This is a genomic window from Streptococcus sp. GMD1S (assembly GCF_000296875.1).
GTDB lineage: Bacteria > Bacillota > Bacilli > Lactobacillales > Streptococcaceae > Streptococcus.
In genome coordinates, this window is record NZ_AJQY01000014.1 from 13,987 (window position 1) to 32,594 (window position 18,608).

The 18,608-nt window shown below is 38.7% G+C and carries 22 protein-coding genes; 20 read left to right on the top strand and 2 right to left on the bottom strand.

The window, feature by feature from the left end; translation table 11 throughout:
* Positions 1 to 91 precede the first annotated feature (91 nt).
* Positions 92 to 892, bottom strand: coding sequence for a glycoside hydrolase family 25 protein (locus GMD1S_RS03345; RefSeq protein ID WP_001227573.1), 801 nt, complete (start codon positions 890 to 892; stop codon positions 92 to 94).
* 155 nt (positions 893 to 1,047) lie between these two features.
* On the opposite strand from GMD1S_RS03345, the gene glmU reads away from it, so the two are divergent.
* From glmU to GMD1S_RS03380, 7 genes are all read left to right on the top strand, one after another.
* On the top strand, positions 1,048 to 2,427 hold the full coding sequence (glmU, locus tag GMD1S_RS03350; protein ID WP_000073758.1) for a bifunctional UDP-N-acetylglucosamine diphosphorylase/glucosamine-1-phosphate N-acetyltransferase GlmU: 1,380 nt from the start codon (positions 1,048 to 1,050) through the stop codon (positions 2,425 to 2,427).
* Between the two features lie 9 nt (positions 2,428 to 2,436).
* Positions 2,437 to 2,982, top strand: a complete 546-nt coding sequence (locus GMD1S_RS03355; protein ID WP_000393795.1) for an NUDIX hydrolase — start codon at positions 2,437 to 2,439, stop codon at positions 2,980 to 2,982.
* Between the two features lie 11 nt (positions 2,983 to 2,993).
* Positions 2,994 to 3,305: a cell wall synthase accessory phosphoprotein MacP gene (gene macP / locus GMD1S_RS03360; RefSeq protein WP_000517872.1), complete on the top strand. Its 312-nt coding sequence runs from the start codon at positions 2,994 to 2,996 to the stop codon at positions 3,303 to 3,305.
* Positions 3,306 to 3,320: 15 nt separating this feature from the next.
* A complete protein-coding gene (locus GMD1S_RS03365; RefSeq protein ID WP_008278101.1) occupies positions 3,321 to 4,013 on the top strand; it encodes a 5'-methylthioadenosine/adenosylhomocysteine nucleosidase in 693 nt (230 codons plus the stop codon).
* A 76-nt stretch (positions 4,014 to 4,089) separates the two neighbouring features.
* Positions 4,090 to 4,584: a chromosome segregation protein RocS gene (rocS, locus tag GMD1S_RS03370; RefSeq protein WP_000021252.1), complete on the top strand. Its 495-nt coding sequence runs from the start codon at positions 4,090 to 4,092 to the stop codon at positions 4,582 to 4,584.
* 81 nt (positions 4,585 to 4,665) lie between these two features.
* On the top strand, positions 4,666 to 5,259 hold the full coding sequence (locus tag GMD1S_RS03375; RefSeq protein ID WP_000413624.1) for a 3'-5' exonuclease: 594 nt from the start codon (positions 4,666 to 4,668) through the stop codon (positions 5,257 to 5,259).
* An 8-nt stretch (positions 5,260 to 5,267) separates the two neighbouring features.
* Positions 5,268 to 7,031 (top strand): glycerophosphoryl diester phosphodiesterase membrane domain-containing protein, encoded by a 1,764-nt coding sequence (locus tag GMD1S_RS03380; RefSeq protein ID WP_000801706.1) that lies wholly within the window; start codon positions 5,268 to 5,270, stop codon positions 7,029 to 7,031.
* A 41-nt stretch (positions 7,032 to 7,072) separates the two neighbouring features.
* Here the strand turns inward: GMD1S_RS03380 and GMD1S_RS03385 are convergent, their stop codons facing one another.
* Positions 7,073 to 7,372: a YbaB/EbfC family nucleoid-associated protein gene (locus GMD1S_RS03385; protein ID WP_000981534.1), complete on the bottom strand. Its 300-nt coding sequence runs from the start codon at positions 7,370 to 7,372 to the stop codon at positions 7,073 to 7,075.
* Positions 7,373 to 7,813: 441 nt separating this feature from the next.
* Here GMD1S_RS03385 and GMD1S_RS03390 point away from each other — a divergent pair, with 441 nt between their 5' ends.
* The 13 genes from GMD1S_RS03390 to lacD all read left to right on the top strand — a co-directional run.
* On the top strand, positions 7,814 to 8,521 hold the full coding sequence (locus GMD1S_RS03390; RefSeq protein ID WP_000638516.1) for an IspD/TarI family cytidylyltransferase: 708 nt from the start codon (positions 7,814 to 7,816) through the stop codon (positions 8,519 to 8,521).
* A gap of 4 nt (positions 8,522 to 8,525) precedes the next feature.
* Positions 8,526 to 9,548 (top strand): ribitol-5-phosphate dehydrogenase, encoded by a 1,023-nt coding sequence (locus GMD1S_RS03395; protein ID WP_000609906.1) that lies wholly within the window; start codon positions 8,526 to 8,528, stop codon positions 9,546 to 9,548.
* A 16-nt stretch (positions 9,549 to 9,564) separates the two neighbouring features.
* Positions 9,565 to 10,422 carry a phosphotransferase family protein gene (locus tag GMD1S_RS03400; protein ID WP_000413082.1) on the top strand — a complete coding sequence of 286 codons (858 nt, stop codon included), beginning with the start codon at positions 9,565 to 9,567 and terminating at the stop codon, positions 10,420 to 10,422.
* 1 nt (position 10,423) lies between these two features.
* Positions 10,424 to 11,302, top strand: a complete 879-nt coding sequence (locus tag GMD1S_RS03405; protein WP_000791836.1) for a DMT family transporter — start codon at positions 10,424 to 10,426, stop codon at positions 11,300 to 11,302.
* An 11-nt stretch (positions 11,303 to 11,313) separates the two neighbouring features.
* Positions 11,314 to 12,003, top strand: a complete 690-nt coding sequence (locus GMD1S_RS03410; RefSeq protein ID WP_000643950.1) for a sugar phosphate nucleotidyltransferase — start codon at positions 11,314 to 11,316, stop codon at positions 12,001 to 12,003.
* A gap of 190 nt (positions 12,004 to 12,193) precedes the next feature.
* Entirely contained in the window at positions 12,194 to 12,670 is a 477-nt protein-coding gene (locus GMD1S_RS03415) for a PTS sugar transporter subunit IIA (protein ID WP_000521987.1), read from the top strand.
* A 37-nt stretch (positions 12,671 to 12,707) separates the two neighbouring features.
* Positions 12,708 to 13,013 (top strand): PTS sugar transporter subunit IIB, encoded by a 306-nt coding sequence (locus tag GMD1S_RS03420; RefSeq protein ID WP_000590551.1) that lies wholly within the window; start codon positions 12,708 to 12,710, stop codon positions 13,011 to 13,013.
* Positions 13,014 to 13,067: 54 nt separating this feature from the next.
* Entirely contained in the window at positions 13,068 to 14,543 is a 1,476-nt protein-coding gene (locus GMD1S_RS03425) for a PTS galactitol transporter subunit IIC (RefSeq protein WP_000382518.1), read from the top strand.
* Positions 14,544 to 14,650: 107 nt separating this feature from the next.
* Positions 14,651 to 15,547 (top strand): aldose 1-epimerase family protein, encoded by an 897-nt coding sequence (locus GMD1S_RS11640; RefSeq protein WP_000234150.1) that lies wholly within the window; start codon positions 14,651 to 14,653, stop codon positions 15,545 to 15,547.
* A gap of 286 nt (positions 15,548 to 15,833) precedes the next feature.
* Positions 15,834 to 16,259: a galactose-6-phosphate isomerase subunit LacA gene (lacA, locus tag GMD1S_RS03435; RefSeq protein ID WP_000029277.1), complete on the top strand. Its 426-nt coding sequence runs from the start codon at positions 15,834 to 15,836 to the stop codon at positions 16,257 to 16,259.
* 29 nt (positions 16,260 to 16,288) lie between these two features.
* On the top strand, positions 16,289 to 16,804 hold the full coding sequence (lacB, locus tag GMD1S_RS03440) for a galactose-6-phosphate isomerase subunit LacB (protein ID WP_001216921.1): 516 nt from the start codon (positions 16,289 to 16,291) through the stop codon (positions 16,802 to 16,804).
* Positions 16,805 to 16,814: 10 nt separating this feature from the next.
* Positions 16,815 to 17,744, top strand: a complete 930-nt coding sequence (locus GMD1S_RS03445) for a tagatose-6-phosphate kinase (protein ID WP_000604252.1) — start codon at positions 16,815 to 16,817, stop codon at positions 17,742 to 17,744.
* Position 17,745: 1 nt separating this feature from the next.
* Positions 17,746 to 18,608: tagatose-bisphosphate aldolase (gene lacD, locus GMD1S_RS03450; RefSeq protein ID WP_001229125.1), on the top strand; the 863-nt coding region annotated here is incomplete at its 3' end.

Genomic DNA, 18,608 nt, shown 5'->3' on the forward strand with positions numbered 1-18,608 from the left:
TTCATAAAATTCTTTCTCTATTCTATCAATTATAACACAGACGAGAAGAAAATGAAAAAACAAGTGAAAAAGAGAGCAATTTTCACTTGTCTTATGGTCTTAAAAATAGTTTTCTGAAGGTTTCTTCTTTTTCCTTCAAGGTAGAAATGAGATTAATATCTAAATGATGTTCAAATCCAGCAATTCTTCCTTTTGAAGTATACTGATGGAGGTCATAGTCTAAATCAGTATTAGGCGTGGTTTCAAAGTAACCTGAATCCGTTCCATAAGATGGAATCCAGACAGCAGAGAACTTGTCTGTATTGATACTATGTTCTTGCATGAAATAAACACCGATGTAAATTCCGATATTTTTGGCGCCAAGCGCTTCTAGTTTAGCCCTAAAAGCTTCAACACCTTCGTTCATATCAGACATTGTTTTTTCTTCAACATCGAGCCAATAGTAACTAGGGTTGTATGGAGAAGCAGCATTGTAGAAAACCTCAGCAGCTTTTTCCATTTCTTCCTTACCAGTACCTGCTAGATAGGCATAAACAGCAACTGGAACATTCCGCTTTTGAAATTCTGAAATATGATTTTTATAGGCTTTATCGACACCATTGGCATAGGCGGCATTATTTGTTTCAGTATGCTGAGCCCCATTGTGGACACGAACAATAACACCAGAAATATTTTGAGATAAGGTATCGTAGTTGATTTCCTCAGGTATTTGCCAGCCAGAGACGTCAATAATAGGTTTGTCAAGATTATGCAAGGCCTGATTTTCAACCTGGACTGCATTGGGTTTTGACTTGACAGGATGGTCTTCATAAGTTGGTCTATTGAGGATCAAAATAGCTATAAATATAGTAAATAAAGTAAAAATAATAGCTGGATGAATCTTTTTTCTCATATTTAAATAGTTTAACGTAAATAGATAAAAAAATCAAAGAAAACATCGGAAAAAGTGAATATATGGGCGTCTTTTCCCTATTTCTCTGTTTGTTTACTCCTAAGAAACTAAATTATGGTATAATATAAGGGAATTTCTAGAGAAAAGAGAAGATTATGTCAAATTATGCCATTATTCTAGCAGCGGGTAAAGGTACTCGCATGAAATCAGATCTTCCAAAGGTACTTCACAAAGTAGCTGGAATTTCGATGTTGGAACATGTTTTTCGTAGTGTTGGTGCTATTCAACCTGAAAAAACAGTTACTGTAGTTGGTCACAAGGCAGAGCTAGTTGAGCAAGTATTAGCCGGTCAGACAGACTTTGTTACCCAATCAGAACAACTAGGAACTGGGCATGCTGTCATGATGGCAGAGCCTATTCTCCAAAATCGTACAGGCCACACCTTGGTTATCGCTGGAGATACTCCTCTGATCACAGGTGAAAGCTTGAAAAATCTCTTGGATTTCCATATCAATCACAAAAATGTGGCGACGATTTTAACAGCTGAAGCAGCTGATCCTTTTGGATATGGTCGTATCGTCCGCAATGATAATGCTGAAGTTCTTCGCATTGTGGAGCAGAAAGATGCTACAGACTTTGAAAAGCAAATTAAGGAAATCAATACAGGAACTTATGTATTTGACAATGAGCGTCTTTTTGAGGCTCTTAAAAACATCAACACCAACAATGCCCAAGGAGAGTACTATATTACTGACGTGATTGGTATTTTCCGTAATGCGGGTGAGAAGGTTGGGGCCTATACTCTCAAAGATTTTGATGAAAGTCTTGGCGTAAATGACCGTGTAGCTCTTGCGACTGCGGAAGCAGTGATGCGTCGCCGTATCAATCAAAAGCACATGGTTAATGGTGTTAGCTTTGTCAATCCTGAAGCAACTTACATCGACATTGATGTTGAGATTGCTCCCGAAGTCCAAATCGAAGCTAATGTTACCTTGAAAGGTCAAACGAAGATTGGTGCGGAGACTGTTTTGACAAACGGTACTTATGTAGTGGATAGCACTATCGGAGCTGGATCTGTGATTACCAACTCTATGATTGAGGAAAGTAGTGTTGCAGACGGCGTGACTGTTGGCCCTTATGCCCATATTCGTCCAGGTTCAAGTCTGGCTGCTCAAGTTCACATTGGAAATTTTGTTGAAGTAAAAGGATCTTCAATCGGTGAAAATACCAAGGCGGGTCATTTGACTTATATTGGAAACTGTGAAGTGGGTAGCAACGTTAATTTTGGTGCAGGAACTATTACAGTCAACTACGATGGCAAAAATAAATACAAAACTGTGATTGGCAATAATGTCTTTGTTGGCTCAAACTCAACTATTATTGCTCCTGTAGAACTTGGGGATAATTCTCTGATTGGAGCGGGTTCAACCATTACCAAGAATGTTCCTGCTGATGCCATTGCTATCGGCCGTGGACGTCAGGTCAACAAAGATGAATATGCGACTCGCCTCCCTCATCATCCCAAGAACCAGTAGGAGTTTGTCATGGAATTTGAAGAAAAAACGATTAGTCGGAAGGAAATCTATCAAGGTCCTATTTTCAAACTAGTACAAGATCAGGTGGAGCTACCAGAAGGAAAGGGGACTGCCCAACGTGACTTGATTTTTCACAATGGAGCTGTTTGTGTACTAGCTGTGACAGCCGAGGACAAAATCGTTCTCGTTAAGCAATACCGGAAGGCTATTGAGGCGGTTTCTTATGAGATTCCTGCTGGTAAACTCGAACTTGGTGAAAATGCTGATCCAATGGCAGCGGCCCTTCGTGAATTGGAAGAAGAGGTTGCCTACACAGCTAAGTTAGAACTGTTGTACGATTTCTATTCTGCGATTGGATTTTGTAATGAAAAACTAAAACTCTATCTTGCTAGTGATTTGGTCAAGGTGGAAAATCCTCGTCCACAAGATGATGATGAAACCTTGGAAGTCCTAGAAGTAAGTCTAGAGGAAGCCAAGAACCTGATCCAGTCAGGTCATATCTGTGATGCCAAGACCATTATGGCGATCCAGTACTGGGAACTACAAAAGAAATAGAGGAGAAACCCATGGGAAAACCTTTATTAACAGACGAAATGATTGAACGTGCCAATCGTGGTGAGAAAATTTCAGGACCACCTCTTCAAGATGATGAGGAAACAAAGATTCTACCAACATCTTCACAACATTTTGGTTATTCACGCTCTAGAGACCACGGTTTTAGTCAAGATACACTTACAATCGAAGTAGAACCAACAATTCATAAGAGTCGCCGCATTGAGAACACTAAGAGAAATGTTTTTAATTCGAAACTCAATCGCATCTTGTTTGCAGTCATCCTACTTTTGATTTTGTTAATTTTAGCGATGAAACTCTTGTAATTGAAAGGACTTGAAATGAAAATTGGAATCATTGCTGCCATGCCAGAAGAACTCGTATATTTGACTCAGAATTTGGATAAACCTCAAGAAGTCCAAGTCCTCGGAAATACTTACTACACTGGCTCTGTTGGCAATACAGAAGTCGTTCTAGTTCAGAGTGGGATTGGAAAGGTCATGTCGGCTATGAGTGTAGCTATTCTAGCTGACCATTTTCAGGTAGAAGCTATCATCAATACAGGATCAGCAGGTGCTCTTGCCGAAGGGATTGCTGTTGGTGATGTCGTGATTGCAGATAGACTAGCTTACCATGATGTGGATGTGACTGCTTTTGGCTATGTTTATGGTCAAATGGCTGGTCAACCTCTTTACTTTGAATCAGATAAGAAATTTATCGATAGGATTAAAGAAAACTTATCTCAGTTGGACCAAAACTGGCACCTAGGCTTGATTGCTACAGGAGACAGTTTTATAGCTGGAGATGATAAAATTGCTAGTATCAAAACCCACTTTCCGGATGTTTTAGCAGTTGAAATGGAAGGGGCAGCCATTGCACAAGCGGCTCAGGCTCTTGGTCTACCTTTCCTAGTCATTCGTGCCATGAGTGACAATGCCAATCACGAAGCCTCTATCTCTTTTGATGAATTTATTATCGAAGCTGGACGTCGTTCTGCCCAAGTCTTACTAGCCTTTTTAAAGGCTTTAGATTAAGCGGAAATTTGACAGTTTATCTAGCTTATGATAAGATTTAAATAAAGAAAAGCTAGAAAACGTTTCAGAGGATATTATGAGTATTGAAATGACCGTCAGTGAGATTGCAGAGGTCTTAGGACTATCTCGTCAAGCAATCAACAATCGTGTCAAAGAACTTCCAGAAGAGGACACGAAAAAAAATGACAAAGGTGTAACTGTAGTTACTCGAAGTGGCTTGATCAAGCTAGAAGAAATCTACAAAAAAACGATTTTTGAAGATGAACCAGTCAGTGATGATGTCAAACAACGTGAACTGATGGAAATCTTGGTCGATGAGAAAAACGCTGAAATTCTTCGCTTGTACGAGCAGCTCAAGGCCAAAGACCGCCAGTTATCAGAAAAAGATGAACAGATGCGAATCAAAGACCGACAGATTGCTGAAAAGGACAAACAGTTGGACCAACAGCAACAGTTAACTCTTCAAGCGATGAAGGATCAAGAAACCTTGAAACTCGAGTTGGACCAAGCAAAAGAAGAAGTCCAAGCAACCAAAAAAGGCTTTTTTGCTCGCCTTTTTGGAGGAAAATAAAGAAGCTGTTTGGGTTACTCACTAACCTAATGGCTTCTTTTATTATTTATAGTTTATTTTGGGTAGTAATTGAGGTAAATAATGGAAAAATTAAGAGACTATATCGCCTTTGATTTGGAATTCAATCAACACGAGGGGGTTACCCATTTAATTCAAGTATCAGCAGTCCGCTTTCAAGATGGACAAGAATGTGCTGCTTTTGACTCTTATGTTCATACTACAGCACCATTGAAGAGTTTTATCAATGGTTTGACTGGGATCACAGCTGAAACCTTGAAAGATGCGCCAAAAGTAGAACAAGTTTTAAAGGACTTTCAAGCATTTGTTGGCGACTTACCTATCGTTGGTTACAATGCAGCTAAGAGTGATTTACCTATTCTCTTGGAGCATGGTATTGATTATCGTGACCAGTATAAGGTCGACCTATATGATGAGGCTTTTGAACGCCGTAGTTCTGATTTACACGGCATAGCCAATCTTAAATTGCAAACTGTTGCAAATTTTTTAGGCTTTCATGGGAAGTCTCATAACAGTTTAGAGGATGCCCGCATGACGGCGCGTGTTTACGAAGCTTTTTTGGAATCAGATGAAGGAAAGCTATTAATAGAAGACCAGAGTAGTTTTTCTATGAATAATCCTTTTGGTGGCTTAGATTTATCCCAATTTTTAGACTAGGAGTGCCTATGAAACCTGAAAAACCTAAAAAGCTAGGTTTTAGGAAGATATACTATAACCTAGATAAGATTTTATTTCTATTTTTCTTGATATTTATGATGGTTGAGTTTGTCTGGCTACCATTAAATTCATGGATTGCTGGCATCCTTCTGAGACAAACCGGTTATTTGTTTATCTCCTACAATAACTTTTGGGCGATTATACAAGGCTCGCCTTTTATCAGTTTAGCCTTTCTCATCTTAATTGCAATCAATCTCCTGGTTGCCTATTTCCAGATTTGTCTTTTGTTTATAGGAGCTCGTCACCTTCTCTATCATGAAAAGAGAACTTTAATTGAGTACAGTAGAAAAGTATTTCACCAGAGCTTTCTATTCGTTAAGCGATTGAGCTTTTGTAAGATGGCCTTTGTCTTTTTTTACATTGCTATGCTTTTCCCGTTCATCCGAAAGATTTTAAAAATCTACTACCTCAACAAGATTATTATCCCTGATTTTATTGTGAATTATTGGGAAGGTAAACATTGGCTGGTAGGTCTGATGATCATAGCATCCGCTTGGATCTTTCTCTACATCTCTGTCCGATTTATGTTTGCCCTTCCTAAGATTCTCTTTGAAAGAAAGACCGTAAGAGAAGGTGTGAAATATAGTCTCCAAAAGACAAAGAAAAATGTCCTTTTCTTCTCTTGGCATCTCTTGCTCATTATCATTAAAACGTATCTTTTCTTCTTTGGTTTGTTAATTCCCTTGCTTTTTGCGCAAGCAGTGATGGATAATCTAACTCAAAAAGAATCCTTGATTCTCGGTGTAATTAATTTTGTCTTGATTAAAAATTTCCATTATATGACCCTTACTTATTTCCTAGTGAAGTTTGTTTCCTTCCTGACAGGAGAAGAACTAGAGATTATGCCAAGGCGAAAGAAAGATCATCTGATGAGATGGGGTGTCATGGGGTGTGCAAGCATCATCTTTGCCATAGAAGGCTACGTTTATCTGGAAACTCCAGATACCAATACACCTTTAGTGATTTCGCACAGAGGAGTAAGTAATAAAAACGGTGTTCAAAATACTGTGCAGTCTTTAGAAAAAACAGCTCAACTAAAACCAGATCTCATCGAAATGGATGTGCAGGAAACGAAAGACGGTCAGTTCGTGATGATGCACGATGCTAACCTCAAAAATTTAACAGGTATTAATGCTACACCGCAAGATTTGACTCTGGATGAATTAACAAATACAGATATTTACGAGAATGGTTATCAAACAAAGATTTCAAGCTTTGATGCCTATTTAGAGCGTGCAAATGCTTTAAACCAAAAATTGCTGATTGAGATTAAGACCAGTAAAAAAGATAGTCCGCAAATGATGGACCATTTCCTCGAAAAGTACGGAGCGACTATCAAGAAATATGGACACCAGATGCAATCGCTAGATTACCATGTGATTGATAAAGTGTTGACTTATGATTCTGAAATTCCAGTTTACTTTATTCTTCCCTATAACAGTATCTTCCCAAGAACCAAGGCAACTGGTTACACTATGGAGTACTCAACTTTGGACGAATACTTTGTCAATAAACTCTGGACAACTGATCAGAGACTCTATGTTTGGACCGTAAATGGTTCGGAGGCATTTGATAAAGCAGTTCGTCTCGGTGCAGATGGCATGATTACTGATGATCTTGAAATGGTCCAGTCACAAGTCACAATGGCTCAAGACGATCCGGAATATACGGAATTACTCTTAAAGAAAGCAATGGAATTCTTTGATTTCTAAGAAAAAAAAAAGAGAAACAGATGTTTCTCTTTTTTTGTGGATTAGAAAGGCAATTTTCCAGCGAAAGCACCGAGTTTCTTCTTAGTCGTTTCATCAATTTGCTCAAGAGCAGCGTTAATTGCTTGCGCGGTCATATCTGAAAGTGTTTCGAGATCTTCTGAATCTACAACTGCTGGGTTGAAGTCAATGTTGACAACTTTTTTGTCACCAGTTAAGGTCGCTTGGACAAGCTCTTGAGCAGATTTTCCAACAAATTCCATGGTAGCGAGTTCTGCTTGGCTTTGTTCCATTTGTTTTTGAAGTTTTTGTGCTTGGCGCATCATGTTTTGCATGTTCATCATGGCGGTTTACAGTTCCCTTTTTTCTATTATTTTTCTTTTTATTTTATCAATTTTAGGAGCAAAAGTCTATTATTTGTTTAATTCATTAGATATATGAACTTTTATAATGAGTCCCTTAAACAACTTTTAAGAAATTTACTATGCACACCTGGTATTCTTTGCGAAACAAATAAATTTCATTTAAGTTTTCTTTAAGGATTCTATTATATTCTAGAGAACTCTATGTTAACCGAACGTTAAGCAGAAAATATAGAGGATAACCTAATTTTATTTCTTAATTTGTTATAGTCTTTCCAGATTTAGTAACACATTGTTCACTTTTTACCTTTAATGGTGTGTTGATTAGACTAAATGACGCTCTGTCTTTTTTTCATGATGGAGACAGATTGTGATATAATAGATGGTAATGAGTTTTTTAGAATAAACTAAAGGAGAAAATATATGATCTATGCAGGAATCCTAGCCGGTGGAACTGGCACACGCATGGGAATCAGTAATTTACCAAAACAATTCTTGGAGTTAGGTGATAGACCTATTTTGATCCACACAATCGAAAAATTTGTTTTGGAACCAAGTATTGAAAAAATTGTAGTTGGAGTTCATGGAGATTGGGTGTCACACGCTGAGGACCTAGTTGATAAGTATCTTTCTCTCCACAAGGATCGCATCATCATTACCAAGGGTGGTGCTGATCGCAATACCAGTATCGAGAAGATTATAGAAGCTATTAATGCCTATCGTCCAATCACTCCAGAAGATATCGTGATTACCCACGACTCTGTTCGTCCCTTTATTACACTTCGCATGATTCAGGACAATATCAAACTGGCCCAAAATCATGATGCGGTTGACACAGTAGTAGAAGCAGTTGATACCATTGTTGAAAGTACTAATGGTCAGTTTATCACTGATATTCCAAATCGTGCTCACCTCTATCAAGGTCAAACACCTCAGACATTCCGCTGCAAGGATTTCATGGATTTGTATGGTTCCCTATCTGACCAAGAAAAGGAAATCCTGACGGATGCATGTAAGATTTTTGTTATCAAAGGGAAGGATGTTGCCCTAGCTAAAGGGGAATATTCAAATCTTAAAATCACAACTGTGACAGACTTGAAAATCGCGAAAAGCATGATTGAGAAAGACTAAGGCTATGATTAATCAAATTTATCAACTGACCAAACCAAAGTTTATCAATGTAAAATATCAAGAAGAAGACATTGATCAGGAGAATCATATCCTTATTCGTCCAAATTATATGGCGGTTTGTCATGCAGATCAACGTTACTATCAAGGGAAACGCGATCCAAAGATATTGGCTAAAAAGCTTCCTATGGCGATGATACACGAATCTTGTGGGACTGTTATTTCAGATCCAACTGGGACTTATGAAGTTGGTCAAAAGGTAGTTATGATTCCCAATCAACCGCCGACGCAGAGTGACAAGGAATTCTACGAGAACTACATGACAGGAACCTACTTCCTATCTAGTGGTCACGATGGTTTTATGCGAGAATTTGTCTCTCTTCCAAAAGACCGAGTCGTTTCTTATAATGATATCGAAGATACAGTTGCTGCCATTACCGAGTTTGTAAGTGTTGGTATGCATGCCATGGATCGTTTCTTAAATCTTGCTCATAGCAAGAGAGAGCGCATCGCTGTTATCGGAGATGGTAGTTTGGCCTTTGTGGTTGCAAATATTATCAATTATACCTTGCCAGAAGCAGAGATTATCGTGATTGGACGCCATTGGGAAAAACTGGAACTCTTCTCTTTTGCAAAAGAGTGCTATATTACTGATAATATCCCAGAGGATTTGACCTTTGATCATGGATTTGAGTGTTGCGGTGGTGATGGTACAGGACCAGCTATCAATGACCTGATTCGCTATATTCGTCCACAGGGAACGATTCTCATGATGGGAGTGAGTGAATACAAGGTTAATATCAATACACGAGATGCTTTGGAAAAAGGATTGTTATTAGTAGGATCATCTCGTTCAGGACGCGTTGATTTTGAGAAGGCCATTCAAATGATGGAAGTCAAAAAGTTTGCAAATCGTCTGAAGAATATCCTTTATGTTGAAGAGCCTGTGAGAGAAATCAAGGACATTCACCGTGTCTTTGCTACAGACCTGAATACTGCTTTTAAAACAGTATTTAAGTGGGAAGTGTAGAAGATGGAGGTTAATTGTGGAGAAACTCATCAAAGAAAAAATTTCTTCTTTACTATCTGATGAAGAGGAAGTACTCAGTGTTGAACAGTTGGGAGGCATGACCAACCAAAACTATTTGGTTAAAACAACCAACAAACAGTATATTGTGAAATTTTTTGGTAAAGGGACTGAAAAACTCATCAATCGTCAAAATGAAAAGTACAATCTTGAACTTTTAGAGGATTTAGATTTAGATGTCAAAAATTATCTCTTTGATATTGAGTCAGGGATTAAAGTAAATGAGTACATTGAATCAGCAGTAACTCTTGATTCAACATCAATCAAGTCCAAGTTTGAAAAGATTGCACCAATTTTACAAACCATCCATGCTTCAGGGAAAGAATTAAGAGGAGAGTTTGCTCCTTTTGAGGAAATCAGCAAATATGAATCCTTGATTGAGGGAGCTATCCCTTATGAAAACTATGAAGCTGTAAGAAAAGATGTATTTTCACTAGAAAAGAGATTGGCTGATTTGGGTGTTGATAGAAAGTCCTGTCACATCGATTTGGTTCCAGAAAACTTCATCGAGTCACCTCAAGGTCGCTTGTATTTGATTGACTGGGAATACTCTTCCATGAATGATCCAATGTGGGATTTGGCAGCACTTTTCTTAGAGTCTGAATTTACAAAGCAAGAGGAAGATGCTTTCCTTTCCTACTATGAAAGTGACAAAACGCCTGTATCACGTGAGAAGATTCGTATCTATAAAATCTTGCAAGATACTATCTGGAGTTTGTGGACAGTGTACAAAGAAGCTCAAGGAGCTGATTTTGGAGATTACGGTATCAACCGTTACCAAAGAGCTGTCGAGGGTTTGACTTATTATGGAGGTTAGGATGAAGAATAAAAATGGTGTTTCTTTTGGTCTGCTCTCTGGTATCTTCTGGGGATTAGGTCTAACGATTAGTGCTTATATCTTTTCAATTTTTACAAATCTCTCACCTTTTGTGGTGGCTGCTGCTCATGATTTCTTGAGTATCTTTATCTTGTTAGCTTTTCTTTTGGTAAAAGAAGGAAAAGTTCGCCTCTCTATTTTCTTAAATATTCGAAATGTGAGTGTTATAATCGGAGCTTTACTAGCAGGACCAATTGGTATGCAGGCCAATCTTTATGCGGTTAAATATATCGGTAGTTCACTAGCTTCATCTGTATCAGCTATCTATCCAGCAGTTTCAGTTTTTCTAGCCTTCTTCATTTTGAAACACAAGGTTTCAAAGAATACAGTATTTGGTGTTTTCTTGATTATTGCAGCTATCATTGCTCAAACCTATAAGGTTGAACAAGTTAACTCGTTTTACATTGGGATTCTTTGTGCCCTTATCTGTGCCATTGCCTGGGGGAGCGAAAGTGTTCTCAGCTCCTATGCTATGGAAAGTGATTTAAGTGAAATTGAAGCCTTGTTAATCCGACAAGTAACCTCATTCTTGTCCTATCTTGTGATTGTGCTCTTTTCACACCATTCATTTGCAGAAGTGGCAGATGGGCAGTTACTAGGCCTCTTGCTTGTCTTTGCGGCCTTTAACATGATTTCCTACTTAGCTTATTATATCGCCATTAATCGTTTGCAACCTGCGAAAGCGACAGGTTTGAATGTGAGCTATGTAGTTTGGACTGTCTTATTTGCAGTTGTTTTCTTGGGTGCACCGCTAGATATGCTGACAATCATCACTTCACTTATTGTTATGGCTGGTGTTTATATTATTATTAAAGAATAAAGGAGATTCGTGTGAAAGCGATTATTTTAGCAGCGGGCTTAGGAACTCGTCTACGCCCTATGACTGAAAATACACCAAAAGCTTTGGTTAAGGTTAATCAAAAACCCTTGGTAGAATACCAAATTGAGTTTTTGAAAGAGAGAGGAATTGATGAGATTATCATCGTTGTCGGTTACCTCAAAGAACAATTTGACTACCTAAAAGAAAAATATGGTGTCCGTTTAGTCTTTAACGACAAGTATGCTGATTACAATAACTTTTACTCACTTTATCTAGTAAAAGAAGATTTGGCTAACAGCTACGTCATCGATGCAGATAACTATCTTTTCAAAAATATGTTTCGAAACGATCTTAAACGTTCTACCTATTTTAGCGTTTATCGTGAAGACTGTACGAACGAGTGGTTCTTGGTTTACGGTGATGACTACAAGGTTCAAGACATTATTGTTGACAGCAAGGCTGGTCGCATTCTGAGCGGAGTTTCATTCTGGGATGCACCAACTGCTGAGAAGATTGTTGGCTTTATTGACAAAGCTTACGAAAGTGGTGAATTTGTTGATCTCTACTGGGACAACATGGTTAAGGATAATATCAAAGAATTAGATGTCTATGTCGAAGAATTAGAAGGAAATAGCATCTATGAAATTGATAGTGTAAAGGACTACCATAAGTTAGAAGAGATTTTATCTACTATTGAGTAAGGAAAGAGAAGAAGGCTTGGGCCTTCTTTTTTTGTGGATTTTACAACAAGAATGTTTGATATTGATTGTATTCTTTAAATGAAACAAAAATTACAAAAAAAAGAACAAAATAAAACAAAAATTATTGACAACGATTTCATATAGTGTTATACTTATAGCATAAAAGATAATTGAAAGAAGGGAAAATGTTATGGGATTAGATCATTTCTTTGACAAAAACCTAGTGTTTTGCTTAGAAGCGAATAATCAAGAACAACTCTTTGATCAGGTAGCAAGCTTGTTGGAAGAACGAGAAATTGTCACTCCAACTTATCGTGAAGCCTTGATCACGCGTGAAAAGTCATTTCCAACTGGTTTAGATATGGAATTTCTAGGAAAGGACTTGCCAAATGTAGCGATTCCTCATACAGATATTGTTCATAATCTAGCTGAGAAAGTAGTGGTTGTTCGATTAGAAAAACCAGTAACTTTTCACAATATGATAGCTCCTGATAAGGAAGTAGAAGTATCCCTACTCTTCTTTATCATTAACAACTCAAGTTCAAGTCAAACAAATATTCTGGCTCAGTTGATGGACTTTTTCACAGGAAATGGACATCTGGAAGATCTATCAAAAATTTCCGAACCAGAAAAACTTTATGCTTACATTGCTGAAGCAACCGCTTAATCTTGTCTATTAAAATATAAAATCGGAGGAAATCCAAATGATTAAAATTCTTGCTGCCTGCGGTGCAGGTGTTAACTCAAGTCACCAAATTAAAAGTGCTCTAGAAGAAGAACTTTCAAACCGTGGTTATGATGTTCACTGTGATGCAGTCATGGTGAAAGATGTAAACGAAGACCTTATCAAGGGCTACGATATCTTTACACCAATCGCTGCAACTGACCTTGGTTTTGAACCAGGTATTCCAGTAATTGAAGCTGGCCCAATCTTGTTCCGTATTCCAGCGATGAGCGCTCCAGTATTTGACAATATTGAAGCAGCTATCAAAGAACACGGACTAAGCTAATTTATTCTTTATCTTGTTAACATTCATATAACTAAAAAAACGGGAGGAACTATTATGGATGTCATTATCGAACTAGCCAATAAGCTGTTCAAACCTATCTTGGATATGGGTGGACCAATTATCATGCTGATCATTTTGACAGTATTGGCTCTACTTTTTGGAGTGAAATTCTCCAAAGCGCTTGAAGGTGGTATTAAACTTGCCATCGCTCTTACTGGTATCGGTGCTATCATCGGTATGCTCAATGGAGCTTTCTCAGAATCACTTAAAAAATTCGTTGAAAACACTGGTATCCATTTGAACATCACTGACGTTGGTTGGGCACCACTTGCTACCATCACTTGGGGCTCTGCTTGGACACTTTACTTCTTGCTAGTAATGTTGATTGTCAACGTTGTGATGCTTGCAATGAAGAAAACGGATACACTTGACGTCGATATCTTCGATATCTGGCACTTGTCAATAACTGGTCTTTTGATTAAATGGTACGCAGATAACAATGGAGTTAGCCAAGGAGTTTCACTCTTCATCGCAACTGCAGCAGTTGTCCTTGTAGGTATTTTGAAGATCATCAACTCTGACCTGATGAAACCAACATTCGACGATCTTCTTAATGCACCAAGTTCATCACCAATGACTTCAACACACATGAACTACATGATGAACCCAGTTATCATGGTTTTGGATAAGATTTTTGAAAAATTCTTCCCAGGTCTTGATAAATATGACTTTGATGCTGCTAAATTGAACAAAAAAATCGGTTTCTGGGGATCTAAATTCTTTATCGGTTTCATCCTTGGTATTGTTATTGGTTTTATGGGGACTCCACAACCTGTTGAAGGACTTAAAGATGCTGCAAACTGGCAAGAAGTTATTAAAGGTTGGTTGTCTCTTGGTTTAACAGCCGGTGTAGCTTTGGAACTCTTCTCACTTATCGGATCTTGGTTCATCGCAGCCGTAGAACCACTTTCACAAGGTATTACAAACGTTGCTACTAAACGTCTTCAAGGACGTAAATTCAACATCGGTCTTGACTGGCCTTTCATCGCTGGTCGTGCTGAAATCTGGGCTTGTGCTAACGTACTTGCTCCAATCATGCTAGTAGAAGCTGTTCTTCTTTCAAACGTCGGTAATGGTATCTTGCCTCTTGCAGGTATCATCGCTATGGGTGTGACCCCAGCTCTCTTGGTTGTTACACGTGGTAAATTGCTCCGTATGATTATCTTCGGAACACTCTTGTTGCCTCTCTTCCTTCTTTCTGGTACTCTTATCGCACCATTTGCAACAGAACTTGCTAAAGGTGTAGGTGCCTTTCCTAAAGGTGTAGATAGTGCTCAATTGATTACTCACTCAACTCTTGAAGGACCAATTGAAAAACTATTTGGTTGGGCAATCGGTAATGCTACAACAGGTGATATCAAAGCAATCCTTGGTGCAGCAGCCTTCCTTGTATTCTATGTAGGTATCTTTGCTTGGTATAGAAAACAAATGATCAAACGTAACGAAGAATACGCAGCAAATGCTAAATAATTCGCTCCTATAAAATGTAAATTGTGAAAACTAGGTTGTTAATTTCCTACATTGGGAGTGGCAACCTAGTTTTTTATATAAAAATCTAAAAATAGTTGGAGAATATTATGGTAATTGAAATCAAATCAGACCAGTTAACGGTCCAGTTTAAAATCTTAGGTGGCGCCTTGTCGTCAATCAAGGACCGAGAAGGCATTGAGTATTTGTGGCAAGGAGATGCCACTTACTGGAGTGGACAAGCGCCAGTACTTTTTCCAATCTGTGGCTCTTTAAGAGAAGATACAGCCTTCTACAGTCATGCAGATGGAACAGAGACGAAAGGAAACATTCCTCGCCATGGTTTGGTCCGTAAAAAAGAATTTGAGTTGGTTGATCAAACAGAAAACAGCGTAACCTTTGCTATCGAAGATGATGAGAATACTTATCAAAACTATCCTTATCATTTCCGCCTTGAAATCACTTATAAGGTTACTGGCAAGACAGTTCGTACTCAATACAAGATTTTCAATAAAGAAACCAGCAAGGTCCTGCCATACTTTATTGGTGGACATCCAGGCTTTAATTGCCCTCTACTAGATGGCGAAACTTATGAAGATTACTATTTAGAGTTTGAGAAAGAAGAGACTTGCTCTGTTCCCCGTCCTTTCCCAGAAACAGGAATGTTAGACTTCCAAGATAGAAGTTTATGGTTGGATGGGCAAAAAGAATTAGACCTTAGCTATGATTTGTTTAGCACAGATGCAGTGACTTTGGATGAGTTGCAATCCAGAACAATTGCGCTTCGTTCTCGTAAGCATGAGAAGGGATTAAAAGTACACTTCCAAGAGTTCTCAAATCTCATCATTTGGTCAACTTTGAATAAGGGACCTTTCATTGCCTTTGAACCATGGTCTGGCTTATCAACTTCACTTGAAGAAGGAGATCATCTAGAAGATAAGAAGAATGTTCGTCTCTTGGAAGCTGGTCAAGTAGATCAGATTGGCTTTGATATTGAAATATTTTAGATAAAAAACCACAAAAACAAACATTTACTGTTGACTTTTTCTATAAATAGGAGTATATTATGTTTGTAAACAACAAATGATGTTTGTAACAAACAAATAATCACTTGTTATATTCTCTGTCGCAGAGAAAGTTTCTTTCTAGGAACTTGATTTCCTGGACTTGGATAAGGTGATATTCATCTCATTCAATCCAATTTGTCAATAAACTGCTAGAAAGTCTTTTGTAGGTAAACTGCTAACTATAAAAGTCTTTACTAGCCTAGAAAAATAAAAAGGAGTATACAATATGTCTATTGTTATCGGTGCAGATGCTGCAGGTTTGAGATTGAAAGAAGTTGTGAAAGACTTCTTGGAAAAAGAAAACTTCCACGTTGTGGATGTTACAGCTGAAGGTCAAGACTTTGTTGATGTGACTCTTGCTGTTGCTGCAGAAGTAAACAAAGAAGAACAAAACCTTGGTATCGTGATTGATGCTTATGGGGCTGGTCCATTCATGGTCGCAACTAAAATCAAAGGAATGGTTGCTGCAGAAGTTTCAGATGAACGTTCAGCTTATATGACTCGTGGACACAACAACTCACGTATGATCACTATGGGTGCACAACTTGTTGGTGACGAATTGGCCAAAAACATTGCTAAAGGTTTTGTTAATGGTAAATACGACGGTGGACGTCACCAGATTCGTGTTGATATGTTGAACAAAATGTGCTAATTAGATTACAGTAAGAAAGGTAAGTTAAAATGAGAATTGCAATTGGATGTGACCACATCGTAACAGATGAAAAAATGGCGGTTTCAGAATTTTTGAAATCAAAAGGATATGAAGTCATCGACTTTGGTACCTATGACCACACACGTACTCACTACCCAATCTTTGGTAAAAAAGTGGGTGAAGCTGTAACTAGCGGTCAAGCTGATCTTGGGGTATGTATCTGTGGTACTGGTGTTGGTATCAACAACGCTGTCAACAAAGTTCCAGGAGTTCGTTCTGCCTTGGTTCGTGATATGACAACAGCTCTTTATGCAAAAGAACAATTGAACGCCAATGTTATTGGTTTTGGTGGTAAAATCACTGGTGAATTGCTCATGTGCGACATCATTGAAGCTTTCATCAATGCTGAATACAAACCATCAGAAGAAAACAAAAAATTGATTGCGAAAATTGAGCACGTTGAAACTCACAATGCTCATCAAGCAGATGCAAACTTCTTTACAGAATTCCTTGAAAAATGGGATCGCGGTGAATACCACGACTAAGAGGTGACGCATGATTTTAACAGTCACAATGAATCCATCCATTGACATTTCTTATCCTTTGGATGAATTAAAAATTGACACTGTCAACCGTGTGGTGGACGTGACCAAGACAGCTGGTGGTAAAGGTCTCAATGTTACACGAGTTCTTTCAGAATTTGGTGATTCTGTTGCTGCTACTGGTTTGGTCGGTGGTAAACTTGGTGAGTTTTTAGTAGAGCATATCGACGATAAAGTATCGAAACGTTTCTTCTCCATTCAAGGAGAGACTCGTAACTGTATCGCTATTCTCCATGGAGACAACCAAACAGAAGTTCTTGAAAAAGGTCCTGTAGTATTGGAACAGGAAGGTCAAGACTTTTTGGAACATTTCAAAAATCTCCTGGAGTCAGTTGAAGTAGTAGCTATCTCAGGTAGTCTGCCAGCAGGTCTTCCAGTTGACTACTATGCAAGCTTAGTAGAACTTGCTAATCGCGCAGGAAAACCAGTTGTTCTAGACTGCTCAGGTGCGGCTCTTCAGGCTGTCCTTGAATCACCACACAAACCAACAGTTATTAAACCAAATAACGAAGAATTGTCTCAGCTTCTAGGCAGAGAAGTTTCTGAGGAGTTGGATGAATTAAAAGAAGTTCTTCAAGAGCCTCTATTTGCAGGGGTTGAGTGGATAATCGTTTCACTTGGTGCAAATGGTGCTTTTGCAAAACATGGGGACACTTTCTACAAGGTAGATATTCCAAGAATTCAGGTAGTGAACCCTGTTGGATCTGGAGATTCTACTGTGGCAGGTATTTCATCAGGACTTCTTCATGAGGAATCGGATGCAGAACTCCTCATCAAGGCCAATGTCCTTGGTATGCTCAATGCTCAAGAAAAAATGACAGGTCATGTCAATATGGCCAACTATCAGGATCTATATGATCAATTAATAGTAAAAGAGGTATAAAATGGCTTTAACAGAACAAAAACGTGCACGCTTAGAAAAACTTTCAGATGAAAATGGCATTATTTCAGCCCTTGCTTTTGACCAACGTGGTGCTTTGAAACGCCTCATGGCTCAATACCAAACAGAAGAGCCGACAGTGGCTCAAATGGAAGAACTCAAAGTCTTGGTTGCAGATGAATTGACAAAATACGCATCCTCTATGCTTCTTGACCCTGAGTATGGTCTCCCAGCTACAAAAGCGCTTGATGCCAATGCTGGTCTTCTCCTTGCTTATGAGAAAACTGGCTACGACACAACAAGCACTAAACGCTTGCCTGACTGCTTGGATGTTTGGTCTGCCAAACGCATCAAAGAACAAGGTGCAGATGCTGTCAAATTCTTGCTTTACTATGACGTAGATAGCTCTGACGAACTCAACCAACAAAAACAAGCCTACATCGAGCGCATCGGTTCAGAGTGTGTGGCAGAAGACATTCCATTCTTCCTTGAAATCTTGGCTTACGATGAAAAAATCGCTGACGCAGGTTCTGCAGAATACGCAAAAGTAAAACCACATAAAGTTATCGGTGCCATGAAGGTCTTCTCAGACCCACGCTTCAACATCGATGTTTTGAAAGTGGAAGTTCCAGTCAACGTCAAATACGTTGAAGGCTTTGGCGATGGTGAAATCGTTCATACACGCGAAGAAGCGGCAGCCTTCTTCAAAGCGCAAGATGAAGCGACTAACTTGCCATATATCTACTTGAGTGCAGGTGTATCAGCTAAACTCTTCCAAGAAACACTTGTCTTTGCCCACGAATCAGGCGCGAACTTCAACGGTGTTCTTTGCGGCCGTGCAACTTGGGCTGGATCAGTTGAAGCCTA